Origin of the sequence: Parasynechococcus sp. (assembly GCF_045559935.1) — a bacterium.
Taxonomy (GTDB): Bacteria; Cyanobacteriota; Cyanobacteriia; order PCC-6307; family Cyanobiaceae; genus Parasynechococcus.
Genome location: NZ_JBJLJL010000008.1, coordinates 42,186 through 60,349, shown reverse-complemented (window position 1 = coordinate 60,349; position 18,164 = coordinate 42,186). Strand labels below are relative to the sequence as shown.

17 protein-coding genes, 3 tRNA genes and 2 rRNA genes are annotated in these 18,164 nt (G+C 60.0%); 13 read left to right on the top strand and 9 right to left on the bottom strand.

Annotation, left to right across the window (positions count from 1 at the left end; genetic code table 11):
• The first annotated feature begins 114 nt into the window (after positions 1-114).
• Complete coding sequence (locus ACJ0G7_RS04790) at positions 115-564, top strand: 2Fe-2S iron-sulfur cluster-binding protein (protein ID WP_043697361.1); 450 nt, start codon at positions 115-117, stop codon at positions 562-564.
• A 59-nt stretch (positions 565-623) separates the two neighbouring features.
• A complete protein-coding gene (gene psbM, locus ACJ0G7_RS04785) occupies positions 624-728 on the top strand; it encodes a photosystem II reaction center protein PsbM (protein ID WP_043695124.1) in 105 nt (34 codons plus the stop codon).
• A gap of 3 nt (positions 729-731) precedes the next feature.
• On the opposite strand, the gene ACJ0G7_RS04780 is transcribed toward psbM, so the two are convergent.
• Positions 732-1,580 carry a universal stress protein gene (locus ACJ0G7_RS04780; protein ID WP_043695127.1) on the bottom strand — a complete coding sequence of 283 codons (849 nt, stop codon included), beginning with the start codon at positions 1,578-1,580 and terminating at the stop codon, positions 732-734.
• A 46-nt stretch (positions 1,581-1,626) separates the two neighbouring features.
• Here ACJ0G7_RS04780 and ACJ0G7_RS04775 point away from each other — a divergent pair, with 46 nt between their 5' ends.
• Genes ACJ0G7_RS04775 through ACJ0G7_RS04755 form a run of 5 tightly spaced genes read left to right on the top strand, consistent with a single transcriptional unit; the run spans position 1,627 to position 4,866 of the window.
• The gene (locus ACJ0G7_RS04775; protein ID WP_407395314.1) at positions 1,627-2,094 is read left to right on the top strand and encodes an acyl-CoA thioesterase; all 468 of its coding nucleotides are present in this window, start codon (positions 1,627-1,629) and stop codon (positions 2,092-2,094) included.
• 27 nt (positions 2,095-2,121) lie between these two features.
• Complete coding sequence (gene dprA, locus ACJ0G7_RS04770) at positions 2,122-3,222, top strand: DNA-processing protein DprA (protein WP_407395313.1); 1,101 nt, start codon at positions 2,122-2,124, stop codon at positions 3,220-3,222.
• The gene (prmC, locus tag ACJ0G7_RS04765) at positions 3,219-4,097 is read left to right on the top strand and encodes a peptide chain release factor N(5)-glutamine methyltransferase (protein ID WP_253912754.1); all 879 of its coding nucleotides are present in this window, start codon (positions 3,219-3,221) and stop codon (positions 4,095-4,097) included. Before dprA ends, prmC begins: the two co-directional genes overlap by 4 nt.
• On the top strand, positions 4,094-4,696 hold the full coding sequence (locus ACJ0G7_RS04760; protein WP_043695139.1) for an L-threonylcarbamoyladenylate synthase: 603 nt from the start codon (positions 4,094-4,096) through the stop codon (positions 4,694-4,696). Before prmC ends, ACJ0G7_RS04760 begins: the two co-directional genes overlap by 4 nt.
• Entirely contained in the window at positions 4,693-4,866 is a 174-nt protein-coding gene (locus tag ACJ0G7_RS04755; protein ID WP_173402146.1) for a hypothetical protein, read from the top strand. The genes ACJ0G7_RS04760 and ACJ0G7_RS04755 overlap by 4 nt, the downstream gene beginning before the upstream one ends.
• Positions 4,867-4,873: 7 nt before the next feature.
• Here the strand turns inward: ACJ0G7_RS04755 and ACJ0G7_RS04750 are convergent.
• From ACJ0G7_RS04750 to ctpZ, 7 genes are all read right to left on the bottom strand, one after another.
• Positions 4,874-4,945, bottom strand: a tRNA-Thr gene (locus ACJ0G7_RS04750).
• Complete coding sequence (locus ACJ0G7_RS04745; RefSeq protein ID WP_407395312.1) at positions 4,936-5,145, bottom strand: response regulator transcription factor; 210 nt, start codon at positions 5,143-5,145, stop codon at positions 4,936-4,938. The genes ACJ0G7_RS04750 and ACJ0G7_RS04745 overlap by 10 nt, the downstream gene beginning before the upstream one ends.
• 39 nt (positions 5,146-5,184) lie before the next feature.
• The gene (gene minE, locus ACJ0G7_RS04740; protein ID WP_043695142.1) at positions 5,185-5,448 is read right to left on the bottom strand and encodes a cell division topological specificity factor MinE; all 264 of its coding nucleotides are present in this window, start codon (positions 5,446-5,448) and stop codon (positions 5,185-5,187) included.
• Positions 5,449-5,452: 4 nt separating this feature from the next.
• Positions 5,453-6,265: a septum site-determining protein MinD gene (minD, locus tag ACJ0G7_RS04735; RefSeq protein ID WP_043695145.1), complete on the bottom strand. Its 813-nt coding sequence runs from the start codon at positions 6,263-6,265 to the stop codon at positions 5,453-5,455.
• A 60-nt stretch (positions 6,266-6,325) separates the two neighbouring features.
• Complete coding sequence (minC, locus tag ACJ0G7_RS04730; protein WP_407395311.1) at positions 6,326-6,967, bottom strand: septum site-determining protein MinC; 642 nt, start codon at positions 6,965-6,967, stop codon at positions 6,326-6,328.
• A 63-nt stretch (positions 6,968-7,030) separates the two neighbouring features.
• Positions 7,031-8,281: an HD domain-containing protein gene (locus ACJ0G7_RS04725; protein WP_043695151.1), complete on the bottom strand. Its 1,251-nt coding sequence runs from the start codon at positions 8,279-8,281 to the stop codon at positions 7,031-7,033.
• Positions 8,278-9,555: a carboxyl-terminal processing protease CtpZ gene (gene ctpZ / locus ACJ0G7_RS04720; RefSeq protein WP_407395310.1), complete on the bottom strand. Its 1,278-nt coding sequence runs from the start codon at positions 9,553-9,555 to the stop codon at positions 8,278-8,280. The genes ACJ0G7_RS04725 and ctpZ overlap by 4 nt, the downstream gene beginning before the upstream one ends.
• A 67-nt stretch (positions 9,556-9,622) precedes the next feature.
• Between ctpZ and petB the strand changes: the two genes are divergently transcribed.
• Together petB and petD are read left to right on the top strand one after the other, a co-directional pair.
• Complete coding sequence (gene petB, locus ACJ0G7_RS04715; protein ID WP_007100534.1) at positions 9,623-10,279, top strand: cytochrome b6; 657 nt, start codon at positions 9,623-9,625, stop codon at positions 10,277-10,279.
• Positions 10,280-10,318: 39 nt separating this feature from the next.
• The gene (gene petD / locus ACJ0G7_RS04710; protein ID WP_043695157.1) at positions 10,319-10,801 is read left to right on the top strand and encodes a cytochrome b6-f complex subunit IV; all 483 of its coding nucleotides are present in this window, start codon (positions 10,319-10,321) and stop codon (positions 10,799-10,801) included.
• A 52-nt stretch (positions 10,802-10,853) separates the two neighbouring features.
• Here the strand turns inward: petD and ACJ0G7_RS04705 are convergent, their stop codons facing one another.
• The gene (locus ACJ0G7_RS04705; protein ID WP_043695160.1) at positions 10,854-12,308 is read right to left on the bottom strand and encodes a glycoside hydrolase 100 family protein; all 1,455 of its coding nucleotides are present in this window, start codon (positions 12,306-12,308) and stop codon (positions 10,854-10,856) included.
• 701 nt (positions 12,309-13,009) lie between these two features.
• Here ACJ0G7_RS04705 and ACJ0G7_RS04700 point away from each other — a divergent pair.
• The 4 genes from ACJ0G7_RS04700 (at position 13,010) to ACJ0G7_RS04685 (ending at position 18,158) form a co-directional block, all read left to right on the top strand.
• A 16S ribosomal RNA gene (locus tag ACJ0G7_RS04700) occupies positions 13,010-14,495 on the top strand.
• A gap of 189 nt (positions 14,496-14,684) precedes the next feature.
• Positions 14,685-14,758, top strand: a tRNA-Ile gene (locus ACJ0G7_RS04695).
• Positions 14,759-14,767: 9 nt separating this feature from the next.
• Positions 14,768-14,840 (top strand) — tRNA-Ala (locus ACJ0G7_RS04690).
• A gap of 452 nt (positions 14,841-15,292) precedes the next feature.
• Positions 15,293-18,158, top strand: a 23S ribosomal RNA gene (locus ACJ0G7_RS04685).
• The 16S and 23S rRNA genes sit together here with 2 tRNA genes alongside, the layout of an rRNA operon.
• Positions 18,159-18,164 lie beyond the last annotated feature (6 nt).

The window sequence follows — 18,164 nt, the reverse complement described above, 5'->3', positions numbered from 1 at the left end:
TGGCGGTTTTCCCTCCCTCCAGCTGAAACGAGCGGTGACATGAATGTTCGAGGCAGGTTGTTCACAAAACGCAACCCTCGAACCCATGATGGTCGTCTTCTGCCCGCTCTTCCCATGCCGGTGATCCGATTTGTTCGAGAAGGTCGCGACGTGGAGTGCTTCCCGGGAGAGAACCTCCGCGACGTCGCTCTGCGGGAAGGGGTTGAGCTCTATGGGCTCAAGGGTCAGCTCGGCAACTGCGGTGGCTGCGGTCAGTGCATCACCTGCTTCGTCGCCGTTGTCGACGAGGATGGTGTGGAGGCTCTCTCGGAGCGGACCCCGGTGGAGGAGGCCAAGCTGCGTCGGCGCCCGCAGGAGTGGCGCCTGGCGTGTCAGGCCCTGGTGGATCGTTCCCTGCTGGTCCTGACCCGTCCTCAGGTCCGCCTGCCGGATGCGGAGGCCCGTCTGGCGGCGGCCCGGCAGGCTCCGCTGCCGGATGGGCCCACCGCGTGGCCGGTGCCACCGGAAGCCGAGCTGGAGGAGTCGGAGGACGGCACTCCTGCTAACGCCGATGAAGAGGGCTGAGACTGTGGCGTCGATGGCCGCTCGACGGTGATACGTTCGCCAGGATTCCAACTGCGGCTATGGAAACCAACGATCTCGGATTTGTCGCCAGCCTCCTGTTCATCCTGGTGCCGGCGATCTTCCTGATCATTCTGTATATCCAGACCAACAGTCAGCAGAGCTGAGGGTCATCCGCGCTCCGGTTCCCGGACCAGCAGGACCGGCGCTGGAGCGTGAACCCGGATGTAGTCGCTGACCGAACCGCCGAGAAGTTTGTCGAGATCCACCAGCCCCCGTGCCACGAGCGGGCGGCGGTCCTGCGAGGCGATCACCACGAGGTCAGCATTGGCTTCACCGGCCGCGGCGCAGACAGCCCGGCCGATGTCCTTGCCGAAACTGGTCATCGGCCGGAGCTCCACTCCGAAACCGCGGGCGCGTTGAACCGCAGCGTCGAGAATCTCATCGGCGCGGGTGCGTCCACCGCGGGTCGGTGTCGATTCCTGCCGGACCACATGAAGACCCGTCAGCGTTCCGCCGGGGATCTCGCTGATCAGCTCACAGGCGGTGCGAAGGGCGTCGTCTCCGACGCCGGTTCCATCGATCGTCACCATCACTCGGTTGACATGGCGCACGTAGAGGTCATCGCGCACGAGCAGCATCGGACGGGTCGACAGTTGGAACACGTACTGACTCGTGCTGTTCGCGAGGATCGACTGAAGGCGTCCGAGCCCACGGGATCCCATCACGATCAGGTCGCTGTCGATCTCCTCGGCAACCTTGAGCACAACCTGTTTGGTGTCCCCTTCGCGGACCAGGATCTTCACGCTGTCGGCCTGGAGACCCATCCGCTCGGTGGCCTTGCCCAGGAGGCTCTCGGCGTCGGCGCGGTGATCTTCCGCTTTCGCCTTGCTTTGCTCCGGAACCACATGGAGCAAGGTGGCCCGGGCCCTTTTCAGGCTCGGGACGTCCTGCAGCATGCGGACCATTTCTTCGACATGACCCTTCCCTGAGTCGGCGATCAGCAGATTCCTAAACACGTAGGTGAGGCAGCCTGTCTCGAAAGCCTATGGGGCGGGAAACAGGATGAGTCGTCAGCAGAGGCAGAGCGTTACGACGCGCCCCTGGCGTCTGCGCAAGCGGGTGCTTCCACAGCACACCGACCATGCCGGCGTGATGTGGCACGGCGCCTACGTGGCCTGGCTTGAGGAAGCCAGGGTGGAGGCCCTCTGCGCAGCGGGCCTCTCCTATGCCGTCATGGCGGATGAGGGCATTGAGATGCCGGTTGTGTCGTTGCGGATCGACTACCGCCAGGCGCTGAGGCACGGGGATGCGGTCGTCCTCGAGAGTCGCTGCGAGGCGAGGCGTGGTGTGCGCTGGCCCTGGACGACCCGCTTCCTGCTCGGTGAGACGGTGATGGCGGAGGCGGTCGTGGAGCTGGTGATGCTGCGGCGCAGTGAAGAGGGTGGTGTGGTGCTCCGGCGGGTGCCGCTGGAGGTGCAGGCGGTGATCGACCGCCTGCTGGGAGGGGGTCACGAGGAGCCATCGGTCTAATCTGGTACAGATGTACTGATTGGCGGGATGCGCGGTTGGTGGTGGGTCTGGAGTCAGTGTCCTGGTGTCGGAGCGGTGCGTTTGTCCCATCTGCGGGCTGTCGCCAGGGACCATGGCGTCGGACCTGAGGCTCTCTGGAGCTGGCCTGAGCCGCGTCTGGCCGAAGCTCTCCCCTGGCCTCGACCGGTGTTGCAGGCGGTTGAGCGGTATCGCAGCCACCTTGGACGGCACCCGGATCTCACGGTTCCCCGCGAGGTGCTGCTGCCCTGCGATGACGCCTGGCCCGTGCGGCTCGATCGGATGGCTCAGCCGCCGAAGCTGCTGTTCCGCCGCGGACGGCTGGACCTCCTGGACTGCCTGACGTCGGGTCAAGCGGTGGCGGTGGTCGGCACACGGTCGGCATCCCCGCATGGCATCCGGATGGCGGAGGACCTTGGTCATGCCCTGGCGCGCTCCGGTTGGCCCGTGATCAGCGGCCTTGCCGAAGGCATTGATGCCGCAGTGCATGGGGGCTGCCTTCAGGCGGATGGAGCTCCTGTGGCCGTGCTCGGGACCGGTCTCGATCGCGTGTATCCCCGTCATCACGATGCTCTCCAGAAGGCTGTGGCGCAGCAGGGGCTGCTGATCTCGGAACGCTCCTCCGGGGAGCCGGTCCAGCGGGGCCACTTCGCCCATCGAAATCGTCTGATCGTGGCCCTGGCCTCGGCGCTGGTGGTGGTGGAGTGCCCGGAGCGCAGCGGTGCGCTGATCTCTGCTCGGCTGGCTGAACAGCGCTCCTGCCCGGTTTGGGTGGTGCCAGGGGATGCCCTGCGCTGGTCGGCCAGGGGAAGCAACGCTCTGCTGCAGAACCAGGCGGCACCGCTGCTCTCGGCCGAAGCCCTCGTCAGGCATCTCGGGCCAGGGCCTTTGCTCCGGCATGAGCCTGAGTCGCTTCCATCCCAGCTGAACCCGGAGAGGGCGGAGCAGATCGAACTGCTGCAGGCCATGGCCTCCGGTGCCTCACTGGAGGATCTGTCGAGCCGTCTGAGGCAATCTCCTGCCGCCCTGGCTCGCCGGCTTCTTGAGATGGAGCGGCTTGGCAGGGTCGTGTGTGAGTCTGGTTATCTCTGGCGTCCCTGCCGACGTTGACGGATCCCCGGAGCATCCCTGGCGCGGAGCTGATGGCCTGGCGACGGGCACAGCTGAAGCGCGGTGGTCGCGGTGTTGACCTCGACTGGCTCCTGGACCTGGGCGGCGGCCTGTCCTGGCGCGATCTGCAGCTGTTGATGGTCGATGCTGACCGCACCGTGATCCTCCAGAGTCCGCTCGAGATCCTTGAAGAACACTGGTTGCGTCACCTGCAGCATCAGGTGCCCCTGCAGCATCTGGTGGGCCTCTGCCCCTGGCGTGATGTGGTCCTTGAGGTCTCGGAGGCCGCTCTGATTCCGCGTCAGGAAACCGAGCTGCTGCTGGAGCTGGCGAGTTCAAGGCCGCTGTCTGGTGCTCCTCGGCGGCTGGCCGATCTCGGCACAGGGTCCGGCGCCATCGCCGTCGGCCTCGGGCGCAGCTGGCCCGACGTTCCGGTGCATGCGGTGGAGATCAGTCCTGACGCCCTGCTTCTGGCGGAGCGGAATCTCAGAACGCATGGCGCCTGCGCTTGCTGGACGCTCCACTGCGGCAGCTGGTGGGAGCCGCTCAGGCCCTGGTGGGGTGCGTTCGATCTCGTGCTCAGCAATCCGCCCTACATCCCGTCGAACCTGATCCATGGTCTCGAGCCGGTCGTGCGGGACCATGAACCCCATCTCGCCCTCAGTGGCGGCGCCGATGGACTCGACAGCGTCCGTGCCGTTGTGAAGGATGCCCCCAGGGCTCTGTCGCCGGGGGGATGGCTTCTGATCGAACATCACCATGATCAGAGCGATGCCGTGGTGGCACTGATGCAGAGAGTCGGTCTGAGCGATGTGGACGCGGCCCCCGATCTGCAGGGTGTGATGCGCTTCGCGATGGGGCGAAGGCCGTTGTGAGCTCTTCCCCCATCGACATCCTCGAGGCTCCGCAACTGGCTCGACGGCTGTTGGCAGGCTCAGCCGCCGTGATCCCGACCGACACGCTCCCTGGCCTTGCCATCCAACCTGAGTGCGCCGATCGTCTCTGGACGATCAAGCGGCGCCCCGCCGACAAGCCGCTGATCCTGATGGGATCCTCCGCTGTCGAGCTGATCAGTCTCTGCGACGAATCCTGCCGGGACGAGGCCATGACGATGGCCCTGGATCACTGGCCGGGTGCACTCACCCTTGTTCTGCCCTCCACAGCCCCCGTGGTGGGATGGCTCAATCCAGGAGGAAGCAGCCTCGGACTGCGGGTGCCGAACTCGTCCCTGACGTGTTCGCTGCTGAGCCGGAGCGGTCCGCTCGCAACCACCAGCGCCAACCGTTCAGGTGAGCCCTCCTGCGCATCAGCGGCCGAGGCTGCGGTCGTTTTCCCGGATCTCCCGCAGCTGGGGCCTCAGCCATGGCCTCGTTTGTCAGGCCAGGCGAGCACCGTGCTGGCCTGGGATGGTCCAGGTCGCTGGCGCCTCCTGCGCAGGGGCGCTGTGATGCCCACAGGTTGTCAAGACCGATGATTGCCCTGATCGGCCTCTGCCTGTTGTTCATGAGCCTGTTCCACTGGCTTTTTGAGCCAATCGAGCAGGTTGTCACCGCTCTGCTCGAAGTGCGAGCACTGGGCTGGATGGCCCTTCTGACGTTGATCTGGATTTTCGCCTCGCAACCCGCTGGCGGGTCTGAGCGCTAAATCCGAAAGCCGGCTGACGGATTTGAACCGACGGCCTTCGCTTTACAAAAGCGCTGCTCTACCACTGAGCTAAGCCGGCATCTCACGCATGGTAATCATCCAGAGCGCCAGCTCCAGCCTGTTGCGACATCCTGTCTTCGCGAGTGCTCGGCTGATGTGACATTCCACCGTGCGGTGGCTCAGCACCAGTCTGTCTGCGATGGCGCGGTTGCTGAGGCCCTCTGTGAGCAGAGCAGTCACGCGCTGCTCACTGGGGGTGAGGTGGTTGAGAGATCTCAAGTACGGGAGGACTCTGGGGAGAAGTGTTCCCCGCGCTTCTCACTTCAGGGACCGTCGGATCGGCAGATTGGCCACCAGCGCCGTGACGCGATCCTCGGTCTCCAGACTCACGTCTCCCTCCTCGACGTCGATTTCCACGTAACGGGCCACGACCTCGAGAATCTCCCGACGCATCTGCTCCAGTAGCTCGGGATTGAGGTCGCTCCGGTCGTGGGCCAGCACGAGCTGCAGTCGCTGCCGTGCGGATTCGGCGCTGGCGGGCTGACGGCGGAGCAATTTGTCGATCAGATCTTTGAGCGTCATCGGTTCAGAAGATCCTGGTCTGCATCAGCTGGCGCATCTTGGCGCGCAACCCTGAACGGGCTTCGGAGGGATCCATGAGAGGAACGTCTTCTCCCTGAAGGCGGCGGGCGATGTTCTTGAAGGCCTTCGCTGCAGGGGAATTGCTTCCAGTCAAGGTCAGCGGTTCTCCACGGTTCGTGCTGACGATCACCTGTTCGTCTTCGAACACCAGTCCGAGAAGCGGCAGAGCCAGGATGTCGGTGACATCGTCGGCGGAGAGCATCTCCTGGTTCGACATCATCTTCGGACGGACGCGGTTCAGGACAAGCTGAATCGGAGTGACTCCCTGACTGTTGAGCAGGCCGATCACCCGATCCGCATCACGGACGGCAGCGACCTCGGGTGTGGTGACCACCACGGCTTCCCGTGCTGCGGCCGAGGCGTTCTTGAAACCATCCTCGATTCCTGCCGGGCAATCGATGAGGATGTAGTCGAAGGAGGGCTCAAGCAGTGCCGTGATGGCGCGCATGTCCTTGGGTGTCAGCCACTCCAGCATCCGTGGATTACCGGCCGGAAGCAGCGCCAGGTTGGGTTCCTGTTTGTGTTTGACCAGCGCCTGTTCCAGCCGGCAGGACTCGGCCAGAACCTCCTGAGCGGTGTAGACGATGCGGTTTTCAAGGCCGAGGAGCAGGTCGAGATTCCGCAGGCCGAAGTCGGCATCCAGAACGACCGTGCGGACACCCTGGCGTGCGAGGGCGATTCCGAGATTCGCCGTTGTCGTCGTCTTGCCGACGCCGCCCTTGCCCGAGCAGATCAGGATCGTTCGTGTCGTCGACACCAGGGATTCGCTTGGGTCTCGCCAGGATAAACAGAGTGTTTGCACTGGCAACCCAATTGATCAGCGGCGAGGGAGGGTCTGTGCGGGTGCCGCCTCGATCACGATCTCACCGTCCTCCAGGCGGGCCTGCTCCACCAGACCCTCCTGCGGCAGATCCTCAGGTCCACGCGCCACCACGTCTCCGATGCGCAGCTGAAGTGGCCTCAGTTGCAGGGCGATGATCCGCGCTGAAGGATCGCCGTCTCGTCCGGCATGGGCAATTCCGCGCAGACGCCCCCACACAAGCACGTGTCCAGCAGCACTGATCCGTGCACCAGGATTCACATCTCCGTAGAGCAGAACATCCCGGTCGCTCTGGAGATGGTCGCCGGATCGAAGGGTGCCGTGATGGAACAGCAGCCCTTCCCCTGTCGATGGCGATGGATCGGCTGTCGCGTTGTCTTCCGCGAGGTGCGGCTGCAGCCGTGCATCGAGACCGAGGGCCGAAGCGCTGACGATGGTCTCCGGACGGTGTCCGAGCAGGGTCCGGAGGGTGTAGCCGCGGGCAGCAGCGATGCCACTCAGCTGCTGAAGATCGCTGCAGGTCAGCAGCCAATCCCCGCAGTCAAGATCAATCGGCCCTGGCGAGGCGTCCTGCAGTCGGTCCTCCAGAGCATCCCGCCAGTGCTGATGGTGTCGGTCCGGCAGCTGCAGCATGGTCATCGACGCCGGGAGCCTGGTGTGCCCCATTCAACGGGAGACAGGCGACAGGTCGAAGGTTCGGCTTCAGAACCCCTCCCCATCCAGAGCGGCCTGCAGATCCTCCTGAATCTCTCGCGGATGGATCAACCAGGACGTCTCAGCAGGTGTCGACAGACTGGCCACCAGTGCGGACGCTTGCTCGAGAGCCTGAAGACGGCGTCCATTCCAGAGCCGCAGCCCGCCTCTGTAGGGGTGATATCCACGGATCTGCTGGTGACGCAGCCCACAGCAGGAAGCCGGATCCAGGCCGATGGATTCCGCCAGACGTCCGGCGATCGCCAGGGCTTTCAACTGGTCCTCGCTTCCGATGTGTTCCACCGCCATGGCCTTGAGCAGGCGTCGATCCAGAAAACGGCTGCAGAGTTCAGCCAGGGAGTCCGGTCCCTCCTGCTGCCATCTCTGCAGGTGATATCCGGTGCGGACGTCGTCGTTGGCCAGAAAACAGGGAAGGTCGAGACCGTCGGGCTCCCAGAGCCATCGGGCCATGACGGCATCGGCCCAGACCTGATCGGGCCCCAGCTGCCTGGCGGTGCGCACCAGCCTCTCCAGCAGCCAGTTGCACACCACGTTCAGGCGATGGTTGTAAACGCTCCGGTACATCAGATTGCGCACCACCAGGTAGTGCTCCACTGCCATGAGGCCCTTGGGATGCAGGGCCAGGTCGCCGTCAGGAGCGAGGGTCAGGGCCGCCAGGATGCGATCGAGATCCAGCTGTCCGTAACGCGTTCCGGTGCTGTAGCTGTCCCGCAGCAGATAGTCCAGCCGGTCACAGTCCAGCTGACTGCTGACCAGTCTCTTGATCACGAGCCGTTCCGCCTCTCCCTTGGCAAGCAGGGCAGCGACGGCTGCCGCCGTTCCGGGGGCATGGTCTTCGAGGCAGCCGCGGATCACCGGATCCTCCTCAATGATCCGGGCTGACCAGTCCTCATGACGCAGTCCGAACATCTCTTCGCCGGTGTGGCTGAGGGGGCCATGGCCGATGTCGTGCAGAAGTGCTGCGGCGTACAGCAGCCCTCGATCAACCTCCAGCTCATCGTTCTGGTTCAGCAGCTGGGTGAAGGCGCGCCTGGCCAGATGAAACACCCCGATGGAATGGGTGAAGCGGCTGGATTCCGCGCCGTGAAACGTGAGGAAGGCAGGCCCCAGCTGACGTACCCGGCGCAATCGCTGAAAAGGTGGGGTGTCAACCAGGGTCATCACCATCGCTTCCGCCGGGACATCCCCGTCGAGTCGGATGCCCCGGTGCAGGGGGTCGTGATACGTGCGCTGGTTCATCCCGCGGGGACGTCCGCCGTTCTTTCGAGCAGAGCCTCCAGAGACTGTTGGGCCTCGTTCAGCCAGCGATCACCATCCCCTCCTGGATTCAGCGGTTCGGGTCCATCCAGCACCCGCTCAGGTTCGATGCCTGTGCCCTGGATGTCCCGTCCGTCCGGGGTCACGTAACCGGCCACGGTGACCGCGAGCCCACTGCCGTCACTGAGGTTGGTCAGGGTCTGGATCAGGCCCTTGCCGAAGGTTCGGCCGCCCAGCAGCGTCGAACGCCCGTTGTCCTGCAGTGCTCCCGCCAGGATCTCGCTCGCGCTCGCTGTCCCTCCATTGACCAGGGTGAGCATCGGACCGTCATAAAGGCTGTCGAATCCCGCCTGAATCGAGTCGTTGATGCCCTCCCTGTTGCGGGTCTCCACGATGGTTCCGCCCGCCAGGAAGTCATCCGCCACAGCGAGGCCGGAACTCACCAGACCGCCTGAATTGTTGCGGAGGTCCAGCACCAGCCCTTCGATGTTTTTGTCCTGCAATTCAGCCAAGGCCTGACCGACCTGCTCGGGCACGCTTTCGGTGAATTGGGTGATGCGCAGGTAGCCGTAGGTGTGGGAATCGCTGCGGAGCCGCCGGGTGCGCACCGGACGCAGGTCAACGCTGCGTCGCTCCAGCGAAAGCTCATGTTCCCCATCCACCCCATCCGACAGCATCAGCAGAACCGTGGTCCCCACGTCGCCGCGCAGAGCGTTGGCCGTTCCTTCCAGTCCGAGATCAGCCACCGCCACACCGTTCACCGAGAGAATTTCGGCACCGCTGTTCACACCGGCGTCCGCGGCCGGGGAGCCGTCGAGTGCTGAGATCACCACAACTCTGGAACTGTCTGATCCCGGGCCGAGCTGGAGCCCCACACCACTGAGATTTCCAGTCGTGCTGTCCTTCAGAGCGGCGTAATCATCAGGGCGTAACAGCCGTGTGTAGGGATCCTCAAGGGGCGCGAGCATCGCCTCGATCGCCTGATAGGCGTCCTCGCTGCTGCTGATCGAACGCTCCAGGGCTTTCTGGCGCTGGCGTCTCCAGCGGATCTCATCCAGGCGCTCAGGGCTGAGGTAGCCCTGATTCACAAGCCTCCAGCTCTCCACCACCAGCTGTTGGGCATCGCTGAGGGCCTGGGCAGATCCCACGGGCTGCAGGACCAGTCCGCAGCACATCAGCAGCGCGATCAGGCTGCGCAGGCAGGCAGACACACTGCGCCGCAGCCGTTCTGAGTTTCCGTTAACAGTCGGATACATAGCGGTCCCTCCGGCGCCTTGGCTGAAGCGTGCTCAGTAGACTTTCGCAACCCGAGCCCGCTTGTGCATGGCGAACTCATCACCGGTTTACGACTGGTTCCAGGAACGTCTTGAAATCCAGGACATTGCCGACGACATCAGTTCCAAGTACGTGCCGCCGCACGTCAACATTTTTTATTGCCTGGGCGGCATCACCCTGGTCTGCTTCCTGATCCAGTTCGCGACCGGCTTCGCGATGACCTTCTATTACAAGCCGACCGTGGCTGAGGCCTACACCTCGGTTCAGTACCTGATGACGGATGTCAGCTTCGGCTGGCTGATCCGCTCCGTGCATCGCTGGAGCGCATCCATGATGGTGCTGATGCTGATCCTCCACGTTTTCCGGGTCTACCTGACCGGAGGCTTCAAGCGTCCCCGTGAGCTCACCTGGGTCACCGGTGTGACCATGGCGGTGATCACCGTGTCCTTCGGCGTCACCGGTTACTCCCTCCCCTGGGATCAGGTTGGATACTGGGCCGTGAAGATCGTCTCCGGTGTTCCCGCTGCCATTCCTGTGGTGGGCGACTTCATGGTGGAACTTCTCCGGGGCGGTGAAAGCGTCGGCCAGTCCACCCTCACGCGCTTCTACAGCCTGCACACCTTTGTGATGCCTTGGTTGCTGGCTGTCTTCATGCTCATGCACTTCCTGATGATCCGGAAGCAGGGCATTTCCGGTCCGTTGTGATCGATTTCTCTACTCTTCAACCATCACCCGGAGTTTCTGATGCACATCCTCAAGAAGCCTGATCTCTCTGACCCCAAGATGCGGGCCAAGCTCGCCAAAGGCATGGGGCACAACTACTACGGAGAGCCTGCCTGGCCCAACGACCTCCTCTACATCTTCCCGGTCGTCATCCTCGGAACCATCGCCTGTGTTGTTGGTCTCGCTGTTCTTGATCCGGCCATGCTCGGAGACAAGGCCGACCCCTTCGCCACCCCTCTCGAGATTCTTCCCGAGTGGTACCTGTATCCGGTGTTCCAGATCCTGCGCGTTGTTCCCAACAAGCTTCTGGGAATCGCTCTGCAGACCCTTGTTCCCCTGGGACTGATGCTCGTTCCCTTCATCGAGAGCTTCAACAAGTTCCAGAATCCCTTCCGCCGTCCCGTGGCCATGACGGTGTTCCTGTTCGGAACCGTCGCCACCATCTATCTGGGTATTGGAGCAGCGATGCCGATCGACAAGTCTCTGACGCTCGGCCTGTTCTGATCACCGATCGGAACCATCTCCACAAGCCTCCGGGTCCGACCCGGGGGCTTTTTTATTGGAGACCGGTTTCCAGCTGCAGCATGAGCACATCGTCGGGGTTCACCCGCAGGAAGTGATGCAGCAGCAGAAAGCCCACGATGGTCCAGGTCTGGTAAGTCCTGGACTGCTGCCCAACCCAGGTGCCGGTGGGCCCATCGAAGTATTCGGCCCACTGCTGTCTGGGCAGCTGGTTCAGATGGCTCCAGTAGCACTCCTCCAGCATGGTCTTCATCTGACCCATCAGCAGCACGTCCGCATGCGGGTGAAGCCGTTCATGCAGCAGGATCGACGACCCGAAGAACCAGAGCAGGCTCGGCCAGTGCCCACCGTTGTGATAGCTCCAGGGCCAGTTCTTGGGATCTGAACCGGTCTTGTTCTCCCACTCCACACCACCCATGGGGGGGTGGCAGATGCGCATCGGCATCTGAGCCATCAGATGCTGGCGGTTATGCAGCACGAGCCGGAACAAGGCCCGTTGCTGGGGCGCGGTAAGCAGTCCGAACAGGGAGGCCAGTGAATTCCCGAGGCTGTAGAAGCGGAAATCCGGTCGGCCGGTGCGCATGTTGCCGATGAGATACCCGCCTCGGTTTTCCAGCCAGTCCTGCAGCCAGTCGGGAATCACCTGAGGCTGCACATTGAATTCGTTCTGATATTGATTGTCGCCGTACTGCTCCGTTGGGCGTCTCCTCAGAACCTGCATGGTTTTGCTGGTGACCCAGTAGTGCTTGAGCAGGTACTGGCGCAGATCGTGCATCCATCGGCGGCTCAGCCGGAGACGTTCCTCCAGCAGCGCATTGCTGTCGTGCCGCTGACAGAGTTCCATCAGTCCGATGCAGCTGCGCAAGGCTGCGAACAGCAGCACCTCCACTTCCAGCGGTGCTCCCCAGACATCCATGGGGCGATCAATCATGAAGGCGCAGTCCGGAACAAAGAGCACCGGTGTGCCTTCGAAGCTCGGATGGAGCACCAGGTCCAGCAGCAGTTGCAGCCCGCGCTGAACACGCTGACTGCGTCCGAATTCTGAATCGCCGCTGCGCTTGACGTAGAGCCAGCACAGAATCGGCCACCAGAGGCTGGCATCCACAGACGTGATCCGTCCGATCGATCGCTGGCCGTAATCGGCCACCAGATCTCCCTCTTCTTCCACAAAGCTGGTGGGGAAGACGCCGCGGGTCTGCACCGTCGTGCTCTGCAGATCCAGACAGACCGAGAGAAACTGCTTCACCACGGGGTATCTCCCCTGAAGCAGCAGATAGATCATCACGGGAACGTTGTCCCGAAGGAAAATCTCCCCGTAGTTCAGCGCCTCGTCGTGACGCGGATGCTCCAGGGCTGCCACGCTCCCTGCGAGTTCCCCGCGGATCTGGATCAGGGTGCGTTCGAAATGCTCGCGGGCCTTCTGAACAACCTGATCTTCTTTCGAGCTCGGACGGAACCGTTGATTCTGCTGTGTGAAGCCGGTTGGCATCGCATCCCGTCATCCTTTTGGGAAGCTAGTCATGCCAACGGGTCTCGGCAGTGGAAGCGATTCTGCTGATCCCTGAGGGTCGTTGCTGTTGCTTGAGTGGGCGTTGTGGTGTTATGGTTTTGTCTTGCGCAGGAGCCGAGAGGCGAGTGCGCAAGCCGAAGCGCTGAAGGCGAAAGCCTTGAGGTGTCTGAGGCGGCTTACAGGACCCGGAGGGAGAGATCCCACGGTGTTGTAGGTTTCACAAGCGGTCGCGAGACCGCGTTGATCAACACCCACCTTCTGAAAGGGAGGAGAGGATAGTTGATCGAACCTGGACAATTGAAAAGTTTAGGAACTGACGCTTTCATCGCGTTCAGATGAGCATTGAGCCGCAAGGTGAGGTGCACATTTGAATGAAGAAGCGATGAAGGTGTGAGGTCCCGTCAAAAGAACAAACGTGTTGCAGAGAAGCATTGTGCTTGCAACGGCGAGGTTTTCACGAGCCTTGCGGTTGCCGGTGTGCGCAATGTGGAGCAACAACCGGATCTGAGATCCTGGAAAGTCATTGAAAGAGAAATCTAGAGATGCACTCTTAAGAACCCTTTCTGTGTCAGCGGGAAGGAGGCCTCAACTGTTGCCGGCATTGGCTGAGTAATGGGTGACGCAAATCATGTTGAGCGATTCAGGTAAGTAATTATTTGAGTTGTAAGAGGACATGAACTACAACGGAGAGTTTGATCCTGGCTCAGGATGAACGCTGGCGGCGTGCTTAACACATGCAAGTCGAACGAACCTTCGGGTTAGTGGCGGACGGGTGAGTAACGCGTGAGAATCTGCCCTCAGGAGGGGGATAACAGCTGGAAACGGCTGCTAATACCCCATATGCCGCGAGGTGAAATGAATTTCGCCTGAGGATGAGCTCGCGTCTGATTAGCTAGTTGGTGTAGGTAAAGGCTCACCAAGGCATCGATCAGTAGCTGGTCTGAGAGGATGATCAGCCACACTGGGACTGAGACACGGCCCAGACTCCTACGGGAGGCAGCAGTGGGGAATTTTCCGCAATGGGCGAAAGCCTGACGGAGCAACGCCGCGTGAGGGATGAAGGCCTCTGGGCTGTAAACCTCTTTTATCAAGGAAGAAGATCTGACGGTACTTGATGAATAAGCCACGGCTAATTCCGTGCCAGCAGCCGCGGTAATACGGGAGTGGCAAGCGTTATCCGGAATTATTGGGCGTAAAGCGTCCGCAGGCGGCCCAGAAAGTCTGCTGTTAAAACGTGGAGCTTAACTCCATCATGGCAGTGGAAACTGTTGGGCTTGAGTGTGGTAGGGGCAGAGGGAATTCCCGGTGTAGCGGTGAAATGCGTAGATATCGGGAAGAACACCAGTGGCGAAGGCGCTCTGCTGGGCCATCACTGACGCTCATGGACGAAAGCCAGGGGAGCGAAAGGGATTAGATACCCCTGTAGTCCTGGCCGTAAACGATGAACACTAGGTGTCGGGGGAATCGACCCCCTCGGTGTCGTAGCCAACGCGTTAAGTGTTCCGCCTGGGGAGTACGCACGCAAGTGTGAAACTCAAAGGAATTGACGGGGGCCCGCACAAGCGGTGGAGTATGTGGTTTAATTCGATGCAACGCGAAGAACCTTACCAGGGTTTGACATCCTGCGAACCTCTTGGAAACGAGAGGGTGCCTTCGGGAACGCAGTGACAGGTGGTGCATGGCTGTCGTCAGCTCGTGTCGTGAGATGTTGGGTTAAGTCCCGCAACGAGCGCAACCCACGTCTTTAGTTGCCAGCATTTAGTTGGGCACTCTAGAGAGACCGCCGGTGATAAACCGGAGGAAGGTGTGGATGACGTCAAGTCATCATGCCCCTTACATCCTGGGCTACACACGTACTACAATGCTACGGACAAAGGGCAGCAAGTTCGCGAGGACAAGCAAATCCCATAAACCGTGGCTCAGTTCAGATCGTAGGCTGCAACTCGCCTACGTGAAGGAGGAATCGCTAGTAATCGCAGGTCAGCATACTGCGGTGAATACGTTCCCGGGCCTTGTACACACCGCCCGTCACACCATGGAAGTTGGCCACGCCCGAAGCCGTTACTCCAACCCTTGTGGAGGAGGACGTCGAAGGTGGGGCTGATGACTGGGGTGAAGTCGTAACAAGGTATCCGTACCGGAAGGTGCGGATGGATCACCTCCTAACAGGGAGACAAACAACGATTTTGATGCCTGAGTACTTTTATTCTTAGGCCGAAATCCTGTCACCTTAGGTCGATCGGTACCTCAGCGTTGAAGTAACTGGATCAGCAGCAATGTTGATTTGAGTTATGGAGATGATCAGTTCCTAAACTTTGTCTAGGTCACACCCCACAAGGGTTGAGTTTTTTTCCTGGGCCATTAGCTCAGGTGGTTAGAGCGCACCCCTGATAAGGGTGAGGTCCCTGGTTCAAGTCCAGGATGGCCCATTCGGTGTTGGGGGTTTAGCTCAGTTGGTAGAGCGCCTGCTTTGCAAGCAGGATGTCAGGAGTTCGAGTCTCCTAACCTCCACTGACCGAACTCAATCTCCATTTTCCGTGTAACGGGAAATGACTCGAAATGAGGAGTGTGATTTGGATGATGTCCGCTGGATGACCCCAGCTTCCTGTCATTCCAAGGATGAGTGAGAACTCATGATTTGGTTGATAAGATGCTGGGCTCAATTCAAGTTATTGAGCAATCAATGATTTGATTTGGAGTCTGGCAGAACCTTGACAACTGCATAGGTGAAGTCTGGAAAAAACAAAGCATCTCATGGATGCATTGTTTTGAGTCTGAGTATCCGAAAGGATGCCTAGAACCAGAGCAATGAAAATTCTTTTGAGCAAGAGCCGAGACTCTAAAATGTTCTTCTTGTCGTGTCGAGCGACGGGGAGTTTGATTTTGTTTTCAGTGTCAGTGAAAACTGAGGTTGAAAACAGAAGAATCCGTCTCAACAACGGTAAGCGTTTTAGAGGTTAATTGGTCAAGCTACAAAGGGCTCACGGTGGATACCTTGGCACACAGAGGCGATGAAGGACGTGGTTACCTGCGATAAGTCTCGGGGAGCTGGAAGCACGCTTTGATCCGGGAATTTCCGAATGGGGCAACCCCTAGTACGGCCAGCTGAATCCATAGGCTGGCGCGAGCCAACCCAGCGAACTGAAACATCTTAGTAGCTGGAGGAAAGGAAAGTAAAAACGACTCCCTCAGTAGCGGCGAGCGAACGGGGAAGAGCCTAAACCGATGCTTTCGAGCATCGGGGTTGTGGGACAGCAACGTGGATCAGGAATGTTAGGAGAAGTGTTTGAATGACACGCCACAGAGGGTGAAAGCCCCGTAACTGAAAACTGAACTGACCTAGCTGTATCCCGAGTAGCACGGAGCACGTGAAATTCCGTGTGAATCCGCGAGGACCACCTCGTAAGGCTAAGTACTCCTGTGTGACCGATAGCGAAACAGTACCGCGAGGGAAAGGTGAAAAGAACCCCGGGAGGGGAGTGAAATAGAACATGAAACCGTGAGCCTACAAGCAATGGGAGCCCTACTCATAGGGTGACCGTGTGCCTGTTGAAGAATGAGCCGGCGACTTATAGGCACTGGCGGGTTAAACCGGAAATGGTGGAGCCATAGCGAAAGCGAGTCTGAATAGGGCGCTTGTCAGTGTTTATAGACCCGAACCCGGGTGATCTAACCATGGCCAGGATGAAGCTTGGGTGATACCAAGTGGAGGTCCGAACCGACTGACGTTGAAAAGTCAGCGGATGAGCTGTGGTTAGGGGTGAAATGCCAATCGAACCCGGAGCTAGCTGGTTCTCCCCGAAATACGTTGAGGCGTAGCGTCTGATGCTCCAGCAGGGGGGTAAAGCCACCATTTCGGTGCGGGCTGCGAGAGCGGTACCAAATCGAGATGAACTCTGAATACCCTGTGTGTAGTCAGGCAGTCAGACTGTGGGGGATAAGCTCCATGGTCAAGAGGGAAACAGCCCAGACCGCCAGCTAAGGTCCCCAAATCAACACTAAGTGATAAAGGAGGTGGGATTGCATAGACAACCAGGAGGTTTGCCTAGAAGCAGCCATCCTCAAAGGAGTGCGTAATAGCTCACTGGTCGAGCGATCCTGCGCCGAAAATGAACGGGGCTAAGTGTTGTACCGAAGCTGCGGATTTATGGTAGGGGAGCGTTCTATGTGGGGCGAAGCGTTAGCGTGAGCGGACGTGGACTGCATAGAAGTGAGAATGTCGGCTTGAGTAGCGAAAACATGGGTGAGAATCCCATGCACCGAAACCCTAAGGGTTCCTCCGGCAGGCTCGTCCGCGGAGGGTTAGTCTGGACCTAAGGCGAGGCCGAAAGGCGTAGTCGATGGATAACAGGTCAACATTCCTGTACCGGTTATGTTTTGGGAAGAGGGACGGAGAAGGCTAGCCAAGCCAGATGTTGGTTACTGGTTCAAGCGTTCGAGGCGTTGAGGAGCGGAGAAAACGTTCCGAGCTGAGGCGTGAGTACGAGCTGCTACGGCAGCGAAGTTGGTGACGTCATGCTTCCAAGAAAAGCTCTATACCCGTTAAGGCATAACTGCCAGTACCCGAAACCGACACAGGTGGGGTGGTAGAGAATACCGAGGTGCGCGAGGTAACTCTCTCTAAGGAACTCGGCAAAATGGCCCCGTAACTTCGGGAGAAGGGGTGCCACCGCAAGGTGGTCGCAGTGAAGAGGCCCTGGCGACTGTTTACCAAAAACACAGGTCTCCGCTAAGTCGCAAGACGATGTATGGGGGCTGACGCCTGCCCAGTGCCGGAAGGTTAAGGAAGCCGGTCAGCGTAAGCGAAGCTGGCGACTGAAGCCCCGGTGAACGGCGGCCGTAACTATAACGGTCCTAAGGTAGCGAAATTCCTTGTCGGGTAAGTTCCGACCCGCACGAAAGGCGTAACGATCAGGGCGCTGTCTCGGAGAGAGGCTCGGCGAAATAGAATTGTCTGTGAAGATGCGGACTACGTACACCTGGACAGAAAGACCCTATGAAGCTTTACTGTAGCTTGGTATTGTGCCCGGGCTCTGAATGCGCAGGATAGGTGGGAGACGTTGATCTCATGCTTGTGGGTATGAGTTAGTCACTGGTGAGATACCACTCTTTCAGAGCTAGGGTTCTAACGTTCACCCGTTATCCGGGGAGCGGACAGTATCAGGTGGGCAGTTTGACTGGGGCGGTCGCCTCCTAAAAGGTAACGGAGGCGCGCAAAGGTTCCCTCAGGCTGGTTGGAAATCAGCTGACGAGTGCAAAAGCAGAAGGGAGCTTGACTGTGAGACCAACAAGTCGAACAGGGACGAAAGTCGGCTTTAGTGATCCGACGGTTCTGAGTGGAAGGGCCGTCGCTCAACGGATAAAAGTTACTCTAGGGATAACAGGCTGATCTCCCCCAAGAGTTCACATCGACGGGGAGGTTTGGCACCTCGATGTCGGCTCATCGCAACCTGGGGCTGAAGTCGGTCCCAAGGGTTGGGCTGTTCGCCCATTAAAGCGGTACGCGAGCTGGGTTCAGAACGTCGTGAGACAGTTCGGTCCATATCCGGTGTACGCGTAGGAACATTGAGAGGATTTCTCCCTAGTACGAGAGGACCGGGAGGAACGCACCTCTGGTGTACCAGTTATCGTGCCAACGGTAAACGCTGGGTAGCCATGTGCGGAGTGGATAACCGCTGAAAGCATCTAAGTGGGAAGCCCACCTCAAGATGAGTGTTCCCATGGGGTAACCCAGTAAGGTCACGGGCAGAACACCCGTTGATAGGCTCTACGTGGAAGTCCAGTAATGGATGCAGCGGAGGAGTACTAATAGACCGAGGGCTTGACCAACTTCTT

Bases quoted from the DNA above. Each gene is read 5' to 3' on its own strand.
- ACJ0G7_RS04790 (WP_043697361.1), top strand. From the start codon at position 115: ATGCCGGTGATCCGATTTGTTCGAGAAGGTCGCGACGTGGAGTGCTTC.
- psbM (WP_043695124.1), top strand. From the start codon at position 624: ATGGAAACCAACGATCTCGGATTTGTCGCCAGCCTCCTGTTCATCCTG.
- ACJ0G7_RS04775 (WP_407395314.1), top strand. From the start codon at position 1,627: ATGAGTCGTCAGCAGAGGCAGAGCGTTACGACGCGCCCCTGGCGTCTG.
- dprA (WP_407395313.1), top strand. From the start codon at position 2,122: ATGCGCGGTTGGTGGTGGGTCTGGAGTCAGTGTCCTGGTGTCGGAGCG.
- ACJ0G7_RS04755 (WP_173402146.1), top strand. From the start codon at position 4,693: ATGATTGCCCTGATCGGCCTCTGCCTGTTGTTCATGAGCCTGTTCCAC.
- minE (WP_043695142.1), bottom strand. From the start codon at position 5,448: ATGACGCTCAAAGATCTGATCGACAAATTGCTCCGCCGTCAGCCCGCC.
- minC (WP_407395311.1), bottom strand. From the start codon at position 6,967: ATGACCATGCTGCAGCTGCCGGACCGACACCATCAGCACTGGCGGGAT.
- ACJ0G7_RS04725 (WP_043695151.1), bottom strand. From the start codon at position 8,281: ATGAACCAGCGCACGTATCACGACCCCCTGCACCGGGGCATCCGACTC.
- ctpZ (WP_407395310.1), bottom strand. From the start codon at position 9,555: ATGTATCCGACTGTTAACGGAAACTCAGAACGGCTGCGGCGCAGTGTG.
- petB (WP_007100534.1), top strand. From the start codon at position 9,623: ATGGCGAACTCATCACCGGTTTACGACTGGTTCCAGGAACGTCTTGAA.
- petD (WP_043695157.1), top strand. From the start codon at position 10,319: ATGCACATCCTCAAGAAGCCTGATCTCTCTGACCCCAAGATGCGGGCC.
- ACJ0G7_RS04705 (WP_043695160.1), bottom strand. From the start codon at position 12,308: ATGCCAACCGGCTTCACACAGCAGAATCAACGGTTCCGTCCGAGCTCG.